Origin of the sequence: Vibrio sp. ZF57 (genome assembly GCF_001691235.1) — a bacterium.
Lineage (GTDB): Bacteria > Pseudomonadota > Gammaproteobacteria > Enterobacterales > Vibrionaceae > Vibrio > Vibrio crassostreae_C.
This window is the reverse complement of record NZ_MAKD01000139.1, coordinates 1-19,686: the sequence shown is the minus strand read 5'-3', so window position 1 is coordinate 19,686 and position 19,686 is coordinate 1. Positions and strand designations below refer to the sequence as shown.

The window sequence follows — 19,686 nt, the reverse complement described above, 5'->3', positions numbered from 1 at the left end:
GAAGTTGGAAGATGGAAAGTTGTATCTGAACTTAGACAAATCGGTTCAGAAACGCTGGCTGGAGAATACACAAGAGTTCATCCAAGACGCCAACAGCAACTGGACAACCATCAAAACCGTAGAAGCCTATAAGCTCTAGCCTACAGCGCTTATCCATTGCCCAAGAATAAAACGGAAGCGACCGAACGCTTCCGTTTTCATTGGGATTTTCCCCAAAGAGGCCAACCCAAAGCGATTGGCAACACCTACTAAGTCCATTTCTATTCTATACTCCTAGCAGATAAGCTTTTCTTTTTATGGAAGAATAATGACATTACCTAAGATTTTGGTACTCGGCCTCTGCGCCCTATCGACACTGACTTATGCCAACCCATGGCAGTTCGTCAAAAGTGAAGATGGCATCATGATTGATAAAAGGCCACACAGCGAAGGCTTGGTCGAAATACGAGCACAGATGCAAACGCCCACCACTTACTCCGGTTTTTTACTGTTATTGGAAGACAGTGAGAACGTGCCAAACTGGATAGATAATGTATCGCAAAGCCGTGTGTTGATGCAGATATCTGAAGATGAAAACATCGTCTATACCCAATTCAAAGCACCGTGGCCTGCCAGAGATCGAGACATGGTGACCTACTCAAAATACAGCATCGAGGGTGGGCAGTTTGTTTTGTCGATAAAGGATGCGTCGAACTATTTGGCGAAAGAGTCGGGGTACATTCGAATCTACGATGTGGACGCACTTTGGACACTGCAACCGCTGACTAATGGCAATACCTACATCACCTACACCGCGTATGCGAACGCAGGGGGCATCTTGCCAAATTGGTTGATGAACAAGTTATCGATAGGCAGTGCACTGAGCACGTTTAAGGGGCTAAAAGAACAGTTACCAAAGTACCAAGGCCAACAGCACCCTAACCTGCCAAATGAGTCTCGCTAACGATACAAGTCGATAAGTAAATGGAGGCATTAAGGTTAAAGATTAAGGTCTTCTAGCGAGGTCGCGAGCTAAGATAAGCGCCAAGCCAAATACTTGAAGAAACAGGGCGATGTTCTTATAGAAAGCCATTTTCTCATCAAGCCTTTGGATTAACTCAACCAAGGTCAGGTTATCCAAATAGTAATCATCGATTCGAGTTCGTTGCGCTTCTTGTGCACTGTTTATCAGCATCATCAGTTTCGGTAAGTGAGCCAAAGAGATACTTGGCACTTCGCTACTCACCCAACGCCTAAGTTGCCCACGCAGTGCTTCGTCGAGAACCGTGGTCGGCTGCACCGTTTCTAGTTTATCAAGGTGAATCAAAATCGCTTCACGCTTGCGCTCTAGGGTTTCAATCGTATTCCAAGCAAGCTGTATTGAGTACACATTGCCGTATTTGCGATCGTTGTACTCCGCTTTCTCAGCTTCAATTTTATCGAGCACCAAGCTCGACATGACAATCGCCATGATGTTGAGTATCAAGCCTGCGAGGACAATCGCCCAAGCAGGAGGAAGACGCAACGCCATAATGCTCCCTAGAACATTTTATCAAAAGGTAGGTAAGCTAAGTTTAGGACAATCAAAGAGATCATGCAGATAAGCGTTAACACCATACCCACTTTTCTGCCTTTGAAATTCTTCGCTAAGATCCCTTTAGCGTGAATCACTCGCCCCAGAATAAACGCCACACCAATGACATGAATAAGCCACACACCAGCCCCATTCATCTCTAGCAACCCCATCAAAATCACCGTGATTGGGATGTAATCCATCGCGTTACTTTGTGCCGAACGTGCTATCTGTAACGACTCAACACCGCCATCGGCATGAGCAACAAGATTGATTCGTCTTTGCTTAATAACTTCAATCGCCAACCAAATCATTACTACCGTCAGCAGAGCTGCGTAAAGTGCTGTAACCATCATATTTCCCTATTGTTTTGTCTTAACTCAGTGTTCTTTTCTATCTTTTCGACATTAACCGCCAAGATAAAATGATAATCACGCCCGAGCACTTGTAAGAGATCTCTCACACCGAACGTAAGAGATCACAATCAAGCTTCGCAGAAAATTCCTAAAATACAAACCCAACCCCTTGTTTTGTATGAATCCACGCATATTTCTTTCGGTTAGTGAGTACATTTATTTCTTGAGGTGGATTGTGAGTAAAGCCTCTGCAGTGTTTAATACACATGTCGACAGGGAGTTTTGGCAGGAACAGGAAAAAGCCTAACGGATTAGGTATCTTCAGGATGAAGATTTGATGACTTAGGATGAGTTATCAGCAAGGAAGTTTTGCTCTAGGATAGAGTCGCTTGTCAGGATGATGAGTTAGCAAGGACACCGCTAGGAAGGCGATGAATTGGATAGGTTAAAGGATTTAGCCAAGTCAAGGAACGATGCAGGGAGCACCAGTTACCTATTGAAAGATAAGTAACGCGCAGTAGCAGGATGGCTACGAAAAGAATAGACCCCGTTTGGTGAAAGCCAAACGGGGTTTCCTTTTTTGTAACGTCTGAAAGCTGTTCGCAACTAACCGTTCAAAGTCACGTTACAAAATAATGTTCATCAAGAACATTGCACCAAAGGCATTCAATACTGAAATCGCGATCATCACTGGAATATAGCGACCTTCAATACCAATTGGTCCCATGATACGTCCCATGTATTGCACCAACAAACTTGAAGATAAACATCACAGCAACCGCTAGGCCAATTGACGAAGTTACCGCCAAAGAACCATCCATAACTGGAAGGGTGAACAGTACTGTACCTGAAGAGAAGAAGTTAACGATCGCCCCGCGCCAGCATCAGTACTTTGAAGCGACGCAATCAATGCTAAGCCTGAGTTGCCAGGAGTATCCATCAAAGCTAATACTTTCGCCACCGTCTTTCTTTTTCACTATAATCTATTGAATTATTAAGATATCTATCACACCCCACATGCTTATTTAGGTCTACGCTTTTACCCGTGTTAATAACTTATTAACTTCGGAGCGTAATCCATGCTAGGTATCCAGCTTTCAGCTGTTCTCTCTTTATTCTTCTTTTCAACGGTAGCAGCTGCTGCCACTTCTCAGTTGGGAGAGCCACTTAAGCTAACCAGTTCATTTGCTGGCTACCTATCGCTGACTATTTTCGTTGTCGCCTACATCGTGGTGATGATGGAAGAATACCTAAAACTCCGAAAATCCAAGCCGGTTCTACTTGCAGCGGGCCTGATCTGGATAATCATTGGTTTTACCTACCAAGAACACAACCTTGTTGAAGTCGCCAAACAAGCGCTCGAACACAACCTTCTGGAATACGCCGAGCTATTACTCTTTCTGCTCGTCGCCATGACATACATTAGCGCCATGGAAGAGAGAAGACTGTTTGATGCGCTGCAAGCGTGGATGGTAGGCAAAGGCTTCAATTTCCGCTCTCTGTTCTGGATAACCGGTATTCTGGCCTTCTTTATCTCGCCTATTGCCGACAACCTTACGACAGCTCTATTGATGTGTGCCGTTGTTCTCAAGGTTGCAGGCTCTAACCCTAAATTCGTTAATCTCGCTTGTGTGAATATCGTGATAGCCGCCAATGCTGGCGGCGCGTTCAGTCCATTCGGTGACATCACAACGCTAATGGTGTGGCAGGCTGGTTATGTGAGTTTTAGTGAGTTCATTCCTTTGTTTATCCCTTCGGTGATGAATTACCTCGTCCCTGCGTTGATCATGTCTTATTTTGTACCTACGACTCAGCCCGACACGGTTCATCAACACGTTGAATTAAAACGTGGTGCAAGACGAATCGTATTCTTGTTCATCATGACAATAGCGACCGCGGTTGCTTTCCATGCCGTACTCCACTTCCCTCCTGTGATGGGGATGATGATGGGACTCGCCTACCTGCAGTTCTTTGGTTATTACTTACGTAAGACTTTACCCAACTCACTCGCGAAGAAAAAAGCGGTGGCGATCGCCAATAACGATGAAGGCGCCCTGAAACGACTCGGTTCTGTTGTGCCATTCGATGTATTTCGAAGAGTTTCGCATGCCGAATGGGACACGTTGCTGTTCTTCTACGGCGTCGTAATGTGTGTCGGTGGCTTGAGTTTACTTGGATACTTGGAATTAGCCTCGGGCGTGATGTATAGCCAATGGGATCCAATTTGGGCCAACGTCATGGTGGGGATCTTATCGGCTATTGTCGATAACATTCCGGTGATGTTTGCGGTGCTGTCCATGGAGCCACAGATGTCGATAGGTAACTGGCTATTGATTACCTTAACTGCAGGTGTTGGGGGCAGCTTGTTGTCTATTGGTAGTGCAGCAGGCGTGGCGTTGATGGGGGCAGCGCATGGGAAATACACCTTCTTTGGGCACTTAAAATGGATGCCAGTGATCATGATAGGTTATGCCGTCAGTATCGTCGCTCACTTATGGCTTAACAGCGCTCTTTTCTAATTAGACAACTCGCCCAAAGGCTTCTCAACCCTTGTCCAGACATTGCTTAGTTGCATCGCTGGGCAGCGGTTGCAGGTGAGTACCGCACCTTGATGTTGAATCCGCATTACCAATCCAGGGTCAACTCGACTATTTGCGGAATTTAATTTAATGTTGATCAAATCATCTTCGACACGATACGTGCGGGTAACGGTATTACCCATAGTTTGATAAGTCACTTGCCCCGATTCGAACACTAAATAGCTGCCATTCTCAGCGTTCTCATACATGCCTTTGAACAAAACAAGCTGTGGTACTTCGAAGGGGCGACTCGTGTCGGTTAAGCAGCCAGTTAGCAATAATGCAGAGCTGCAGCCAGATATTAGTAAGGGGAATCTATTCATTTGGGCATCCTTGCCTAGAGAACATAGTCAAAGAATATGCAACCAAATCGATATTTCCTAGAAAGCGTTGATTTTAATGCAAAGTCATATTTTAAGAACCACTCGCCTTCACCATTAAGTAGTACGAGATATTCAGCCAGCATCTCGACAGGCTCATGGCTAAATCGCTTGCTAGTCTTGCTCTCTTCCCTCTATCACCAATAAGTGCTGTTTACGTTCTACGCCACCTGCATAACCCGTCAGTTTGCCGTTTTTACCAATCACACGGTGACACGGCACAATCACTGAAACCGGATTTTTGCCATTCGCCAAACCCACAGCACGAACGGCTTTCGGATTGCCTATCGCATCGGCCAGTTGTGCATAGCTCCAAGTCTCTCCATAAGGAATGGTCGTCAGCGCCTGCCAAACCGACTGCTGAAATGGCGTGCCCTTGGCTGCAATCGGCACAGAAAACTGAATAGCTTCGCCCGAGAAATAGCGATTAAGCTGCTCGATAGCCAATGCAAAGATCGGAAAGCTATCATCTTGAACACCCAACGGTTCCGGCTTGGTGGTATGTGTCTCGAACCAAAGGCCGAGCAAGCCTTCATCGTTCGCCTGTAACGTCACGGTTCCCAATGGGCTCTCATAGTAAGTAAAACGGTTGTCCATGATATCTCCTAGCTTAGTATTCCGATTAAGACTGATTCCAACAGTGGAACGTGGCGTAACTACCCCAAGGCGAAACACTCTCTGTATTAATCGTAGAGCGATGCTCAATGAACTTCTTCACCACCAAATCGCTAATCAACAGGTGGTTAGGCTCACTTAGCCCTCTGAGCAGCGCGTACTGAATCGTCCAAGGCCCAATGCCCTTTAGGTCAATCCACTTAGAAGGGTGTTCGGCTTCGTTGTCGACCATGTATTCGGCAAAACGCTTTAAAGTTTCCTTACGACTTCCCGGCATTCTTAAAAAGCTCACATCAGCATCAGCTATTTGTTTAGGTGTTGGGAAATACGCTTTCTCAGATGCATAAGCAATTTGTTGTAATTCAGAGCACTCTTGGGAATTAGCCAACTCTTGTAAAACAGAAGCTTGATGCGTACCAGAAATCTCTCGCACCAGTAAGTTGAGTTGGCCGATCGCTGCTGTTACTGAGACTTGCTGCCCTAGAATCGCTCTTACACCAGCCTCCCAAGCACTCCAAACGCCAGGAATACGGATACCACTCTTGGCAACCAAGTTAGGATCAATGGTCATAAAAAAAGCCTCAACCTTGGCAATATCGACATCAAGGTCGAACATACGTCGAATGTTAGCAATCAAACTTCTTAATTGGCTTATATCGTCCAACTCAAATTCAATATCTAAGCGGTTTTCTTTTACTAAGGTGGCCTTGAACCAGCCTTTAGAACCATTCACATTTACCGTGCGCTTATAATAATCTTCGCCAACGCCTTCTAAGCCCTCAATCATTCTTCGTCGATAAAACCTCAACAAGTGGTTCCAATCTAAGGGTCCATGAAAACCAAGCTGAATATGATTACTCTGAGTGTCACTTGGCTTCGCTCGCCTAATTTGGCTTGGCGAAAGCTGCAGCTCTTTTTGAAAGGCATCATTAAAACGGCGCGTACTATTGAAGCCACTAGCAAAGCCGACATCAGTAATGCTCATGCTACTGGTGTGCAGCAACTGCTTGGCAAACATCAATTGACTGTACAGACTATATTGCTTGGGTGACACGCCGATGTAATTGTCGAATAAGGTTCGTAAATAACGATCTGAAATACCTAACCGCGTTGCAAGGTCGACGATAGATCCTGAATTCAGAGCGCCATTATCAATCAACTGCATCGCACGTAAGAAAGTGGTTTCGACGCCCTTCCAAGCCGGCGAAAAAGGTGCGCTGTCTGGTCGACAACGTAAACAAGGACGATATCCCGCTTTCAATGCTTGAGCTTGATGGGAAAAATATTCGACATTTTCTTCTTTGGGTGGTGTGGCTGGGCAAATCGGGCGACAAAAAATTCCTGTCGTTTTCACCGCTGTAAAAAACATCCCATCAAAGCGAGCATCTCGTGCATATCGAGCCAAATGGCACTGCTCACTGGTTAAGCTGCTGTTGTGATTGATCTTTTTCGACATGCCGTACTCTTACCACTTACCATAGCGTTTGATCCGATACCTAAAAGTTTACCGTGAACCACCATTGTCGCTAGCCACTTTCGGAAGCGAAGGTCAGATAAATCACAAAAAAGGGTTTTAATTTTATTCAATTCGACTAAATTTAACCTAGAGAGGACATTCTTCTCACAACGTCAACGATCGGTACTTAGCACGCCAAGATGCAGAGACCTATCGAATATAAAAAGGAAAAGGCTATGGTTCTACACACATGTCGTATTGTTTTATCAAATCAACAGGTTCTCACCAGTCAATCAGTCGAGCAGTCTCTAAGCTTTCTTGAAGACAAAGCGGACAACGGGATTTCTATGATCGAGATTGACGCAACGGATGGCAATCAAATCCATTCGTACATGTCACACTCTCTTGAAGAGTCTATTGAGAATCTAATGAACCTATAGGGCTTTTAATAAAGGCTACACATACCAGGCTTAAACGATATTTATGGAATTAGAAACGATCTCTAGTTCCGAAAAGAAGTACATTTCTGGTTTAAAACAAAAATGGCTCCCAACTATACAATTAGTTGGGAGCCATTTTTTATTGAATCTAATCAGCAAAGCCACTGCTTACCGCGAATGCCGTTACTCAGGTGCTTGTTCAGCGGCTTGCTGCAATGTGTAAGCCGTCGATGGGTCAATCTCATTAACCAACTTCTCAACCTGCATGATCGCATCAACCGAGGTACTGCTTTTACGGTAGCTCAGATAAATTGGGAGATACCAGTCTTCAACCCCTTTCACCTTGTGCAGCTGACCCGAATCGATAAAAGGTTCGACTAGAGACACCGGAAGATACGCACTGCCGCCTTTCTCTAAAATGAAATCGAGGGCGATACGGGCTGTAGAGGTACGTAGGTACGGTGCTGGCACTTTAGGGTGACGTTCTGCGTGTTCAGAACCAAAGCGCGTTCCCCAATCCACATAAACATACTTATGTTGAAATACAGATTCCAGATCATCTTGCTGCGTTGATACCAACACCAAAACCAAGTCAGCGACTTTTTTACAGTTCAGCTCTTCTGCTTTGATCTGATCGAACGCGAAAGCCATATCTAAGGTTCGTTCTAACAAATTACGGTTCAGTTGCTCGCGCCCCATCACCTCTGCCATAAAGCCGTAACCACCAAAAGAGTCGGTTACCACACTTAAACAGTTTTGCAGATACGCATCCCAAATATTCGGCGTGCCGCCCAGCGTTAACTGCAAGGCTTTACCACTCTCTAACGACAGCTCAAATTTGGCTTGTTGTAGGGTGGACACCATCACTTCGGCATAACCAATCAAACGTTCACCGGAAGATGTGAGTTTGATGTTATTGCGGTCACGAATGAAGAGCTGAGTATCAAAATAGCCTTCAAGCTGTTTGATCCGCGCACTCACCGCCGCTTGTGTTAAATACAAGTTTTCAGCTGCACGCCCAAAATGGCGCACCCTTGCAACCTCAAGAAAGGTTCTAAATACTTTCACATCCATCAAATACATCTCTGTAATAAATCTGCTAACTAGCCGATCTAGGATTGTTTATCGTAAAGGCAAAAACATTTTGTTTCCTATTTTAGCCTTTTAACAATATTTTCGCGTGAGCAATAAACACTAATTTCTATCTAACCACATTACTGAGGCTGATATGTCTGAGACCGAATTCCGACACGGAAAAAAACGTTTTTATGACACCATTAAATTCCCGAGAGGGTTCGCTAAGTCGGGTGATTTTACTCTTTCAGAAGAGGAAATCCTAACCTTGTTTGGTGACACTATGCTTGCACTTGAAACTGGTGAACTAGCACCAATCAATGCAGAAGAAAAACACTTCATTAAAGTGTTGTCTCACCCTCATAAGGCAAAGTCCAAGTTAGAGCGTGTTTGGTTGAAGTACATTCAACTGGCTCGTGGACGCCGTCGCTTTCACACCCTAAACGGCTGCAAACGCGGCGACGTATCTAGGGAAGAATACGAAAGTGAGTTAGTGTTAGAAGATTAGTAAAATCGCTCAAAGTGATACCTCATCACTTTGGGCTTTTTTTTGCCTTCAAACACACATCTTCTTTGTAATTGGTAAGTTTAGCCAACCTATCCATTTTTACCAATATTTATATACAATTCATAGCGATAGCGTGACTAAAACACAGCTCTCGTTCAATCTTATGGGTATTCATCCCACTGAGATTCATCGTTCTTCATCCTGCCCCTGTCTTTTATCACGATAGCGCTCCATTGCCATCATTATTTTTCTAGTTTCAACTATACGCTCAACGCTTGTTTATACTCGAAACACGTTAATGCACCAAAATTCGTCAATGGTTCGAGCGATGCCATTATTGCAATAATCGTATCAAGGCATAGAAACACACCAACCCTTTCAGGTGCTGAATTAGATCAACATTGCTGTATATGACAAACGTATTAATCTTGTTTAACGCCACCAAATATCCATACAATAATTGTGCAATTTTGAGAGTTCCAGTCACAGTTACGACGAAAAAAGCAAAAACTTGACCTAAAACAATAGCGGAACTGGATAACTTATTTTATAATGCGAATTAATGTTTCAGAACACTATAAAATTTTATTTCTAGGGGCAAAATCAATGAGACTTATTCCATTAAGCAACAAAGCTAAAGTAGGTAAATGGGCTGCTCGTCATATCGCAGATTCAATCAACAAGTTCGCTCCAACGGCTGAGCGTCCGTTTGTACTAGGTCTTCCTACTGGTAGCACACCTCTAACTACTTACGCTGAGCTAATTGAACTTTACAAAGCTGGCGAAGTTAGCTTCAAGCACGTTGTAACATTCAACATGGATGAGTACGTTGGCATCGACCCTAACCACCCAGAGTCTTACCGCACATTCATGCACGAGAACTTCTTCAACCACGTTGATATCCAAGCAGAAAACATCAACCTGCTAGACGGCAAAGCTGAAGATATCGATGCTCACTGTGCAGCATACGAAGAGAAAATCCGTTCATACGGCAAAATCAACCTGTTCATGGGCGGCGTAGGCATCGACGGTCACATCGCATTCAACGAACCAGGTTCTTCTCTATCTTCACGCACTCGTATCAAAACGTTGACTGAAGACACTCGTATCGCGAACTCTCGTTTCTTCGATGGCGACATCAACCAAGTTCCTAAATACGCACTAACTATCGGTGTTGCGACTCTTCTAGATGCAGAAGAAGTGATGATCCTTTCTCTAGGCCACAACAAAGCTCAAGCGCTTCAAATGGCTATCGAAGGTTCTGTAAACCACATGTGGACTGTTACAGCTCTACAGATGCACCGTAAAGCTATCATCGTTGCTGATGAGCCAGCTCAACAAGAGCTAAAAGTTAAGACTCTACGCTACTTCCAAGAGCTAGAAGCTGAGAACATCCAAGACCTATAATTCCTATAGTCTTGAATAGCAGGGCGTTTTTATAAAGAGAGCGTCTTGAATAGAAAAAGCCACTGAATGTGGCTTTTTTTGTGCCTGCTGCTTTTGTATTTAATGGGAAGATATTTCGGATATTTTTTAGAAGCACAAAAACAAAAAAGCGATTTCTCAAACAAGAGAAACCGCAATGACGGTATATTCTAAGATGGATAAAACGAATTAAAGCTAGATAAGCTAAATAAACACTTTAGGTGTAAGCTCAAGCGAAAGCTTCAAGCTATGAACTCAATAGCAAAAACTAAGAACTCAGCGCGTTATCTCGGCACAAGGTGTTAATGATGTCTGTAATAGCCAAAACGATCGTGGATTTCACTTTCTGGTTATGTCGACCCAAGAACATTTCTAACATTGGACCAGACATGGTTTTCACCATCTCAGGGTCGTATTCAATAGGCATAATACGCTGAATCGCGTGCACCTTGTTGAGCTCAAATATCACATCAACTTCTGTAAAGCTGGTGTCTTCACCCTGTATTTTCGCCCACTCTTTCAAGGTAACGAAAACCTCTAGATCATCGTAGAGTTCTTTACTGATCACGCCAAGTCCGAGTAGCAACTTAGCACGAATCATGATCTCGCCTAACGGCCCACCACTGTTGAGAAGTGGCTCGACAACGAACTTAATTGCAGTGTCGTCTTTCTTAAAGATGTTTTTTAATACGGCATCTACCGTGTCGTCCAATGCATCATAAGCAGCCATTAGGCAAGCGCTAGCACTCTCAGCTTCCGAAAGGGCTTCGAGTAATTCAGTTTCATGGCTTGTTTGTATTGGCATAACGGCTCGACAATAAGAAAGTGCCACTGGTGTGGCACTTTGATGGTTTATCATTTCAATGCTAGATAAGCTTCTTCCGCTAGTTTAACAACTTCTGAGTCACTATTCAGCTCAGAATAATGCGCTAATGTCTCAGCAAAGCCTTTTTCTGCGAACATTGCTTGAAGTTCAACCGCTTGTGGGTCGTCTTCGTTCTTGTAATGGAACGCAGCAGCGATTGCTTTTACTAGGTGAGCATTCGGTAGGCCGTACTCTAATGTACCGTTTAGAGGCTTAACTAGGCGGTCTTGCGGGCTCAGTTTACGAATTGGCTGACGACCAACGCGGTCTACTTCATCACGTAGGAACGGGTTAGCAAAACGACCTAGAATCTTTTGGATGTAGGCAGCGTGTGCTTCTGGATCAAAGCCGTAACGCTTAATCAGAACCGCACCACTCTCTTCCATCGTCGCTGTTACTTCAGCGCGGATTACGTCATCTTCGATAGAGTCTTTAATAGTCTCATGACCTGCAAGCACACCAAGGTATGCCGTTACCAAGTGACCTGTGTTTAGCGTGAACAGTTTACGCTCAACGAAAGCCATTAGGTTATCAGTGCATTCCATTCCTGGGATGTTTGGAATCTCACCTTTGAATTGTGTTTGATCTACGATCCACTCGCTGAACGTTTCAACCGTTACCGCTAGAGGATCTGTTTCGCCCGCTTCTGCCGGTGGAACAATACGGTCAACCGCAGAATCAACAAAGCCAATGTGCTCTTCAGTGAACGCTTTCATTTCATCAGAAAGGTGCTCTAACACGGCTGCTTTTAATTGGCTAGTACCGCGAACCATGTTCTCTGCCGCGATGATGTTCATTGGTGCAGTGTTGTTTGCTGCTGCACGCTTTTCAATGCCTTGAGCGATAGACTTAGAGATGATTTTAAGAACCGTAGGGCCCACTGCAGTCGTCACAAGATCAGACTCAGCAATGCAATCTACTACTGCGCTTGTCGCTGAGTTTACTGCTGTCACGTTCTTAACAACTTCGACAACACACTCTTCGCCAACAATCTTAACTGGGTATTCTTGGCGTTCAATTAACGCATTTACAACCGTTTCATTTACGTCAGCAAACGTAACCTTCATACCAGCATCAGAAAGAAGCTTACCAATGAAACCACGACCGATATTACCTGCACCAAAATGTAACGCTTTCATAATTTTGACCTTATAAATATTTGAATCTAGATAGCTAACTGCTCAACAACATGCCTTGACGATGTGCCCTAGGCATTAAGCAGTAAGCTATTCAGACTGAATCTTGTTAGAAAGATTAAGACCGAAAATGAGGCCAGTAGGGGGATACCGGCCTCCTTCACTCAGGAGCTTGACTAGAGCTTTTTAGTTTCCGTTGAGAATACGTAGAACATCAGCAGGGTTTGTTGTGTTCTGTAGGCATTCCACAGCTTCTTCATCATCGAGTGAATTGGTAATCGCCATCAGCACCATGTTGTGCTCATCGCCTTGTGCGGCAATACCGATAACCATCTTCGCGATATCATCTTCATCTTCGCCCCACTGAATACCTTCAGGGTACTGACAGAAAACGATGCCGGTTTTTTGTACGTACTGTTTCGCTTCGATTGTGCCGTGTGGTACTGCGATAGACTCACCTAGGTAAGTAGACACAAGCTCTTCACGAGCAAACATGCCATCTACGTATTCTGGTGATACGTTGCCAAGTTTTACTAATTGTTCGCCAGCAAACTTGATTGCGTCTTCTTTTTGAGTCGCTTTAAGGCCAAGGAAGATGCTGTCGTCAGTGAGTGCAAGCTTGTTGCCTTCTTGCGCTGGAGCTGCTGCAGGAGCCGGAGCTTCTACTTTCGCTTCACCACTTTGAGCATCGACAAGCTCGGCAACTAGTTGGTCGTATACGCCGCCGTCTAGGAAGTTGCTTAGAGACATATGCATCGCACCTGGCACAGTGCTACGAGCACGGTCTGTTAGGTCTTTATGCGTAATAACGATTTGCGAATCAGCCGGTAGGTTGTTGATTGCGTAGTTGGTTACTTCAATGTCTAGGCCAGCTGTTGCTACTTTCTTACGTAGTAGACCTGCACCCATTGCACTTGAACCCATACCCGCATCACACGCTACATAAACTGCTTTTACATCCGCTAGGTTTACGTTTGCTTCTGCTGCTGCACCTTTAGAAGACGCTTTCATGTCTTTCATTTGTGCAGAAGCTTTTTCTAGAGAGTCTTCGTCGTCATCTTGAGCTGAAGTTTTAAGCAGAATTGAAGCCACTAAGAAAGATACTGCTGTTGCTGCGATAACTGACAATACAACACCGATGTAAGAGCCTTTTGGCGTCATCAGTAAGATTGCGAAGATAGAGCCTGGTGATGCTGGAGAGATAAGGCCAGAATCGAACATTACGTTAGTGAATACACCCGCCATACCACCTGCGATTACCGCAAGAATTAGACGTGGGTTCATTAGAACGTAAGGGAAGTAAATTTCGTGGATACCCCCTAGGAAGTGGATGATAGATGCACCAGCAGCAGATTGCTTCGCGCTACCTTTACCAAACACCATGTAAGCAAGTAGAAGACCAAAACCAGGACCTGGGTTTGCTTCGATTAGGAAGAAGATAGAGCGACCCATCTCTTCAGATTGCTGGATACCTAGTGGAGAGAAGATACCGTGGTTGATTGCGTTATTTAGGAATAGGATTTTCGCAGGTTCAACAAAGATAGATGCTAGAGGTAGTGCACCCGCTTCTACCATTGCGTTTACGCCAGCCGCAAGTCCGCCAGACAGAATCTTAACCGCAGGACCAATCACGATGAACGCGATGATCGCACAGATCATGCCGATGATACCCGCAGAGAAGTTGTTCACTAGCATTTCGAAACCACTCTTCACTTTACCGTGAACAGCTTCATCGAATTTCTTAATTGCGATACCACCTAGTGGACCTACAATCATTGCACCCATGAACATTGGGATATCAGTACCAACGATAACACCCATTGTTGTGATAGCGCCCACTACCGCACCGCGGTCACCACCAACCATTTTACCACCGGTGTAACCAATCAATAGTGGCAGTAGGTATGTAATCATAGGACCAACCATTGATGCTAACGTTTCGTTAGGCCACCAACCCGTTGGGATGAATAGTGCAGTAATGAAACCCCACGCAATAAATGCGCCGATGTTTGGCATTACCATATTGGATAAGAAACGACCAAAGTTTTGAACCTTAATCTTTGCTTCTGGTGATAACATAGGTAGAACCCCGTAATGTATTGGTTGGTCAAATGACCGAAAGTGTGTACTCAAAAGTCGATTAAAATGTATCACAACATTTCCAAAATGCACCTTAGCCCAACTTTCGTGATAGCCATCACACACGAAAAACACTTTCGGGTTAACAAGCACACCTTAGATCACAAAAACACCATGAATTTAAATTACAAAGCCAAATTAATGAGAATAGATATCATCAACACACGATCTAGATCACATTTTATTTTGTAATACTTAAAAATAAATAGTGATTAAAGTCACATTTAATAAAATATAGCATCTAAGATCTATATAAACCGTATAAAAGAACATCGTGTCACGTATATAAAATATGCACCCAGATGAGCAAAATCGCGATATCTGTAATTTAATTACAGGTTGAGCTACATTTTGCTAAACATACAAAACGAGACCTAACGCTCTACTAAAAACATAGACCACTGAACTGCAGTTAGCATTGATAGATGTGATATGGTATTTACCAACGCTATCGCATCATATATATCCAACACCCATCAGCTGATCACTCCGCTATTTGAGAAAAGACTATGTCAGACAAAATTTCCACATCCGCACTCGCTAAACAAAAAGGCATAGAAGCTAAAGCTTTATTTAGCGATCTAAAAACAGCGGGCTATATAGTGCGTTCACAAGAGCGTTGGATTCTCACAGAACGGGGAGAAAGCTTTGGTGGGGAATATGTCGAACACAAGAAGTTTGGTGTCTTTATTGTCTGGCCAGAGAAACTGCTTATCGATTTGGACTCATTCTCAGGAAAAACACTCACCGCCACCCAGCTTGGCAGTGCCTTTCAACTCAGCGCAAAGAAAATCAACTTACTGCTCAACGAGCTTGGTTGGATAACAAAAGAAGAAGACGGTTGGCATGTCACCTCTACAGGCTTAAAAGCCGGAGGTGAACAAAGAGAAGACAAAGCGACTCAAAACTTATTCGTGGTATGGCACGACTCATTGGTTCGCAATAAACGTTTAAAGCAGTCTGTTGTTGAATTCCTAGGGCATGATGCTGAAAGCCACTCGACCGATGTGTCATTCTCCAGTTTTCGTCAGAAATTTAAGGCGAAGCACCGAAGCTTAGACGGGCATTATGTTCGATCAAAGGGAGAGCTGATCATTGATAACTGGCTTTATATGGCAGGAGTGGTCCATGCGTACGAGCGTCCGCTTCCGATATCAAAAGAAGTGATCAGCGATTTTTATCTACCAAGTGGCAAAGTATACATCCAGTTCTGGGGAACTGATTCTGCGCCAATCGCCGAAAATAAACGTGAAGCTACGAGAAAAATCTATGAAGAGCATGGTTTTGGTTTAATCGAAATCACGCCAGAAGATATCCCCAACCTAGACAGCGTACTTCCGCCATTATTGCGCCAATATGGTATCAAAGCGTACTAAGCTACTGAATCTAGAGATTCCACCTCCATTAAGATCACACTTATTGAATCATTATGGACATTATTAACCATAGTGATTTGATATGTTCGCTATTTTTCCCGAGTCATTCTTCTATTATCTTACACCCATCGACTTGAGCTACCGCAGATACTCGATTTATTGGGGCATGTTCGATAACTATTTAGACGTTCAATCTATTGAGATTCGTTTAAATTGGTTATCCGTTTATTGTTGACGTAACTGAACATAAAACCCTACAACATTTATTATTGATAGATATTAGGATTCAACATGACTCATCCAATCATTACTGATCTAAACACTCGTTACACAGCTAAAAAATACGATGCAGAAAAGCGCATCTCTGCGGAAGACATGGAAGTAATCAAAGAAGCACTTCGCTTGTCAGCTTCTTCTATCAACTCTCAGCCTTGGAAATTCATCATCATTGAGAGTGACGCAGCAAAACAACGCTTCCACAATACTTTCGAAAACATGTTCCAGTTTAACCAACCACATGCGAAAGAAGCGTCACACACGATCCTGTTTGCTCACGATCCTAAGTACACTAAAGAGAAATTCGCGAAGCGTGCTGATACAGAAGTAAGCTCTGGTCACTTACCAGCTGAAATGTACGAGCAATTCTTAGGTGCTTACGCATTCGCAGAAATGAACACAGACGAAACAGGTTTCAACGGTAACTGGACTAAGTCTCAAGTTTACATCGCACTAGGTAACACACTGCACACACTAGCTCGTCTAGGTATCGCTTCAACACCTATGGAAGGTGTAGATGCAGCTATGATCAGCGAAGAGTTTGCTGACGAACTAGAAGGTCACGTTGTTGATGTAGCTCTAGCTATCGGCTACCACAAAGACGGCGAAGACTACAACTACGGCAAACCAAAAGCGCGCCTAGCTCTTGATGAAGTCGTTACAACACTTTAGGGCGTGTTGACCTTTCGTGGTTAAATTTTGTTCGGATGGGGACGCCTAGTCAAAAGCGTTTTAATCGCGGTGAGGGAGAAGTAGCCTAGTCATTCTAAGCAAACCTCCCTCAACAAAGAGTAAAACGCTTTTTGCGGGGGCGCCCAGCTCGAACCCTTCGGGCAGCGTTTGCTGGTCATTTCTACTGCGTTATCGGCTCGAAAGATCAACACGCCCTAGTTATTGATGTGACAGAGCCCTAACCGCAGGGGTATCAGGCAAGAAAACCTCGATAAACAAGAACAAAAAAAGCCAGTCAACAGACTGGCTTTCTTGTATTCATCTTAGTGCGATAAGCACATTGCGTTTAAGTAAAGGCGAACATTAACCGATAAACGAGATGTAACCCTGAAGGATAATCAGGTTAACGATATCGATAAAGAAGGCACCAACAATTGGCACCACCATGAACGCCTGTGGTGAAGGACCAAAACGGTTCACCAAAGAGCCCATGTTCATTACCGCTGTTGGTGTTGCACCTAGGCCGAAACCACAGTGACCACCTGCCATAACCGCTGCGTCGTAGTTAGAACCCATTACTTTGAACGTCACAAAGTAAGAGAAGATACCTAACACAACCGCCTGAACCGCCAGGATAACCAAGAACGGAATCGCAAGGTCAAATATGTTCCAAAGCTTAAGGCTCATTAGCGCCATTGCTAGGAACAGTGACAATGACACCGTACCAAGAATATCGACCGTTTCGCTGTCAGTCTTATGCAGCTTAGTCACTTCAAACACGTTAGTGATGAACACACCGATAAACAACGCGTAAACGAAGTCAGGAATCATCAACCAAGAAATTTCAAAAGTCGCCACCCACTGCTCTAGGTACTTCGCACCCGTGATACAGATAAGAAGGATGAACAACACTTCAATCACCTTCTTCGCCGTCACTTTGTCTTCTTCATACTCGTTGTAAGTAACAAGTTCAGGGAAGCGTTCATGTGTTTGCGTGCCAGTGCCGTACTCAGATTCAAGCTGGTTTTTATCAATCAGCTTTTGCGCCACTGGGCTACCGATAATACCACCGATGATCAAACCAAAGGTCGCTGAAGCCATCGCGATTTCTAGCGTATTTGCAATGCCAAACGTGTCTGCAAAAGTTTGAGACCAAGCCGCGCCTGTGCCGTGACCGCCCGAAAGGGTGATAGAGCCAGCAATCAAACCCATCAAGGGTTCAAGGCCTAGTGCCGTAGCTAAGGTTACGCCTACACCGTTTTGGATAATGATGTAAACCGACGCTACCCCTAAGAATAGGAATACCTTAGCACCACCTTTTATCAGCTGCGTGTAGTTCGCCGCAAGACCGACCGTTGCAAAGAACATCAACATAAACGTGTTCTGCAGGGGCAAGGAAAACTCAAGATCAAGGCCGTTAAAGTGCAGGGCTGTAATAGCAAAAGCGACAATCAAGCCGCCGACAATGGGCTCTGGAATGTTGTACTTTTTGAGAATCGGAAGCTTTGCATTGACGAAATGACCTAGAAACAAAACACTAATCGCGATTAGGAAGGATTCTAGTGGTCCAATTGAAATTAATTGATTCATATAACCTCTATTTTTTTACGTTCTCATCTTCCCTAATGAGTCTAGTTTTATCTGTAATTATTTGTGCTGCTCTACCTATATTTATACAAACTGGAGAGAAAGTGTGGATTCGAAAAGCGAACACATTACTGCGATCGCTTAGTACCATGTTAGTAGCACGTTAACTTTTATAGGAGATAAAAGGATTTGTGACAACAATCACCTCCTAAAAGTTGAAAACGGCGTGAGTATCTATGCCGCTGACTCTGCTTTCTTAATACCTAAAAAAGCAAAAAGGAGCTATTTCTAGCTCCTCTTTCATCACCATCGCTGGTAATTAGAATTTTTTCGGTGCGTAACCAGTCATAACCTCAATGCGAAGTTCTTTACCGATCTTCGTCATTGGGTGAACAATTACGAGTCCTTTAACAGACTTTTTAAGTTTACCCATATCCGCTTGCTCAGCCTTAGTGATCTCACGGCTAAATGGCATATCAACCAGAGACTTACGCTCTTGGTTCACATCATAGCTTTCTTTGTGTTTAAGCTGGGCAATTTTCTTAGTTAGCTTCTTAATCTCTTCCTCGAACTGACGAACAACAGGACGATCATTACGAGTTTTAGCAGCATCTAACTTGTGGCGACACTTGTCTAGACGGTTGTTAATTTGTTGAAGTTCGTTTTTAACACTCATAATAATTTCCTAAGATTAAACAAGCCAATTCGGATTGGGGCGCGGAGTATAGCACAAGGGTTGTGTTGAACCGAAATTTATCTGTTAATTACCAATAGAAACGAATCACATCGACACCGCTCATTCAGCTTACTTATTCTTTGTGGCGAATCTCTAAGCGGATTATTCATTGATAGGATAGCGCCTACTTCAAAAATTGCAGTCCTCGATGCATCAAAATTCCGTCTAAACTTATACTCTAACGAAATAACTAAATCAGGGTACACAGCTTGGAGTTGTTACCCCCAGCACGACTCTGAATCGCAACGTAATCACAAGGATAGCCGATGACATTATTGAAACGAACATTGACCTGCAGCCTAGCCCTGAGTGCAATGTTTGCCACAACTTATGCATCTAGTGAACAAGCCACCCAAAGTAACCTAATCGTCGAGTACTCTACACCGCAAAATACCGAAGAAGAGCAGCTCAAACGAGAGATTCAAAGCAGTGGCGTTAATGACACCGTGGTCGACCTATCAAACCAACTCTTCATGTTTGAGAAGCCATTAACCATTCAATATGGCGGGGGAGA

General features: G+C 44.0%; 19 protein-coding genes and 2 pseudogenes. 8 read left to right on the top strand and 13 right to left on the bottom strand.

Going from position 1 to position 19,686, the window contains the following annotated elements:
• Positions 1–135: 135 nt before the first annotated feature.
• On the bottom strand, positions 136–258 hold the full coding sequence (locus tag A6D97_RS22325) for a hypothetical protein (protein WP_017061529.1): 123 nt from the start codon (positions 256–258) through the stop codon (positions 136–138).
• Positions 259–307: 49 nt separating this feature from the next.
• On the opposite strand from A6D97_RS22325, the gene A6D97_RS21210 reads away from it, so the two are divergent.
• Positions 308–943 carry an START domain-containing protein gene (locus A6D97_RS21210; RefSeq protein WP_017061528.1) on the top strand — a complete coding sequence of 212 codons (636 nt, stop codon included), beginning with the start codon at positions 308–310 and terminating at the stop codon, positions 941–943.
• Between the two features lie 42 nt (positions 944–985).
• Here A6D97_RS21210 and A6D97_RS21205 read toward each other — a convergent pair whose 3' ends face one another.
• The 3 genes and pseudogenes from A6D97_RS21205 to A6D97_RS21725 form a co-directional block, all read right to left on the bottom strand.
• Positions 986–1,510: a hypothetical protein gene (locus A6D97_RS21205; RefSeq protein WP_017067247.1), complete on the bottom strand. Its 525-nt coding sequence runs from the start codon at positions 1,508–1,510 to the stop codon at positions 986–988.
• 8 nt (positions 1,511–1,518) lie between these two features.
• Complete coding sequence (locus tag A6D97_RS21200) at positions 1,519–1,905, bottom strand: MAPEG family protein (RefSeq protein ID WP_004732742.1); 387 nt, start codon at positions 1,903–1,905, stop codon at positions 1,519–1,521.
• Between the two features lie 746 nt (positions 1,906–2,651).
• Positions 2,652–2,878 (bottom strand): annotated as a pseudogene (locus A6D97_RS21725) (YjiH family protein); the annotation flags it as partial.
• 109 nt (positions 2,879–2,987) lie between these two features.
• On the opposite strand from A6D97_RS21725, the gene nhaD reads away from it, so the two are divergent.
• Positions 2,988–4,427 (top strand): sodium:proton antiporter NhaD, encoded by a 1,440-nt coding sequence (gene nhaD, locus A6D97_RS21195; RefSeq protein ID WP_065585207.1) that lies wholly within the window; start codon positions 2,988–2,990, stop codon positions 4,425–4,427.
• Here the strand turns inward: nhaD and A6D97_RS21190 are convergent.
• From A6D97_RS21190 to A6D97_RS21180, 3 genes are all read right to left on the bottom strand, one after another.
• Positions 4,424–4,810, bottom strand: coding sequence for a hypothetical protein (locus A6D97_RS21190; RefSeq protein ID WP_065585206.1), 387 nt, complete (start codon positions 4,808–4,810; stop codon positions 4,424–4,426). The two genes, nhaD and A6D97_RS21190, sit on opposite strands and share 4 nt — an antisense overlap.
• A gap of 171 nt (positions 4,811–4,981) precedes the next feature.
• Complete coding sequence (locus A6D97_RS21185; protein WP_017061521.1) at positions 4,982–5,464, bottom strand: methylated-DNA--[protein]-cysteine S-methyltransferase; 483 nt, start codon at positions 5,462–5,464, stop codon at positions 4,982–4,984.
• A 25-nt stretch (positions 5,465–5,489) separates the two neighbouring features.
• A complete protein-coding gene (locus A6D97_RS21180) occupies positions 5,490–6,938 on the bottom strand; it encodes an AlkA N-terminal domain-containing protein (protein ID WP_065585205.1) in 1,449 nt (482 codons plus the stop codon).
• A gap of 236 nt (positions 6,939–7,174) precedes the next feature.
• On the opposite strand from A6D97_RS21180, the gene A6D97_RS21175 reads away from it, so the two are divergent.
• Complete coding sequence (locus tag A6D97_RS21175; RefSeq protein ID WP_017061519.1) at positions 7,175–7,378, top strand: hypothetical protein; 204 nt, start codon at positions 7,175–7,177, stop codon at positions 7,376–7,378.
• 183 nt (positions 7,379–7,561) lie between these two features.
• Here the strand turns inward: A6D97_RS21175 and A6D97_RS21170 are convergent, their stop codons facing one another.
• Entirely contained in the window at positions 7,562–8,452 is an 891-nt protein-coding gene (locus A6D97_RS21170) for a LysR family transcriptional regulator (RefSeq protein ID WP_017061518.1), read from the bottom strand.
• Between the two features lie 154 nt (positions 8,453–8,606).
• On the opposite strand from A6D97_RS21170, the gene A6D97_RS21165 reads away from it, so the two are divergent.
• Entirely contained in the window at positions 8,607–8,960 is a 354-nt protein-coding gene (locus A6D97_RS21165; protein WP_017061517.1) for a DUF413 domain-containing protein, read from the top strand.
• Positions 8,961–9,566: 606 nt separating this feature from the next.
• The gene (nagB, locus tag A6D97_RS21160) at positions 9,567–10,367 is read left to right on the top strand and encodes a glucosamine-6-phosphate deaminase (protein ID WP_017057618.1); all 801 of its coding nucleotides are present in this window, start codon (positions 9,567–9,569) and stop codon (positions 10,365–10,367) included.
• Between the two features lie 286 nt (positions 10,368–10,653).
• Here the strand turns inward: nagB and A6D97_RS21155 are convergent, their stop codons facing one another.
• The 3 genes from A6D97_RS21155 to A6D97_RS21145 form a co-directional block, all read right to left on the bottom strand.
• Entirely contained in the window at positions 10,654–11,190 is a 537-nt protein-coding gene (locus A6D97_RS21155) for an MltR family transcriptional regulator (RefSeq protein WP_206208218.1), read from the bottom strand.
• Between the two features lie 50 nt (positions 11,191–11,240).
• A complete protein-coding gene (locus A6D97_RS21150; protein ID WP_009846102.1) occupies positions 11,241–12,389 on the bottom strand; it encodes a mannitol-1-phosphate 5-dehydrogenase in 1,149 nt (382 codons plus the stop codon).
• A 183-nt stretch (positions 12,390–12,572) separates the two neighbouring features.
• Positions 12,573–14,465 (bottom strand): PTS mannitol transporter subunit IICBA, encoded by a 1,893-nt coding sequence (locus tag A6D97_RS21145; protein WP_017072359.1) that lies wholly within the window; start codon positions 14,463–14,465, stop codon positions 12,573–12,575.
• Positions 14,466–15,034: 569 nt separating this feature from the next.
• On the opposite strand from A6D97_RS21145, the gene A6D97_RS21140 reads away from it, so the two are divergent.
• Together A6D97_RS21140 and A6D97_RS21135 are read left to right on the top strand one after the other, a co-directional pair.
• Complete coding sequence (locus A6D97_RS21140; protein ID WP_017065081.1) at positions 15,035–15,901, top strand: hypothetical protein; 867 nt, start codon at positions 15,035–15,037, stop codon at positions 15,899–15,901.
• 291 nt (positions 15,902–16,192) lie between these two features.
• Entirely contained in the window at positions 16,193–16,849 is a 657-nt protein-coding gene (locus tag A6D97_RS21135; RefSeq protein WP_017061511.1) for an NAD(P)H-dependent oxidoreductase, read from the top strand.
• A gap of 363 nt (positions 16,850–17,212) precedes the next feature.
• On the opposite strand, the gene gltS is transcribed toward A6D97_RS21135, so the two are convergent.
• Both gltS and A6D97_RS21125 read right to left on the bottom strand, forming a co-directional pair.
• A complete protein-coding gene (gltS, locus tag A6D97_RS21130) occupies positions 17,213–18,439 on the bottom strand; it encodes a sodium/glutamate symporter (protein WP_017060972.1) in 1,227 nt (408 codons plus the stop codon).
• A 316-nt stretch (positions 18,440–18,755) separates the two neighbouring features.
• Positions 18,756–19,112: a YibL family ribosome-associated protein gene (locus A6D97_RS21125; protein WP_017060971.1), complete on the bottom strand. Its 357-nt coding sequence runs from the start codon at positions 19,110–19,112 to the stop codon at positions 18,756–18,758.
• A 326-nt stretch (positions 19,113–19,438) separates the two neighbouring features.
• Here A6D97_RS21125 and A6D97_RS21120 point away from each other — a divergent pair.
• Positions 19,439–19,686 (top strand): annotated as a pseudogene (locus A6D97_RS21120) (hypothetical protein); the annotation flags it as partial.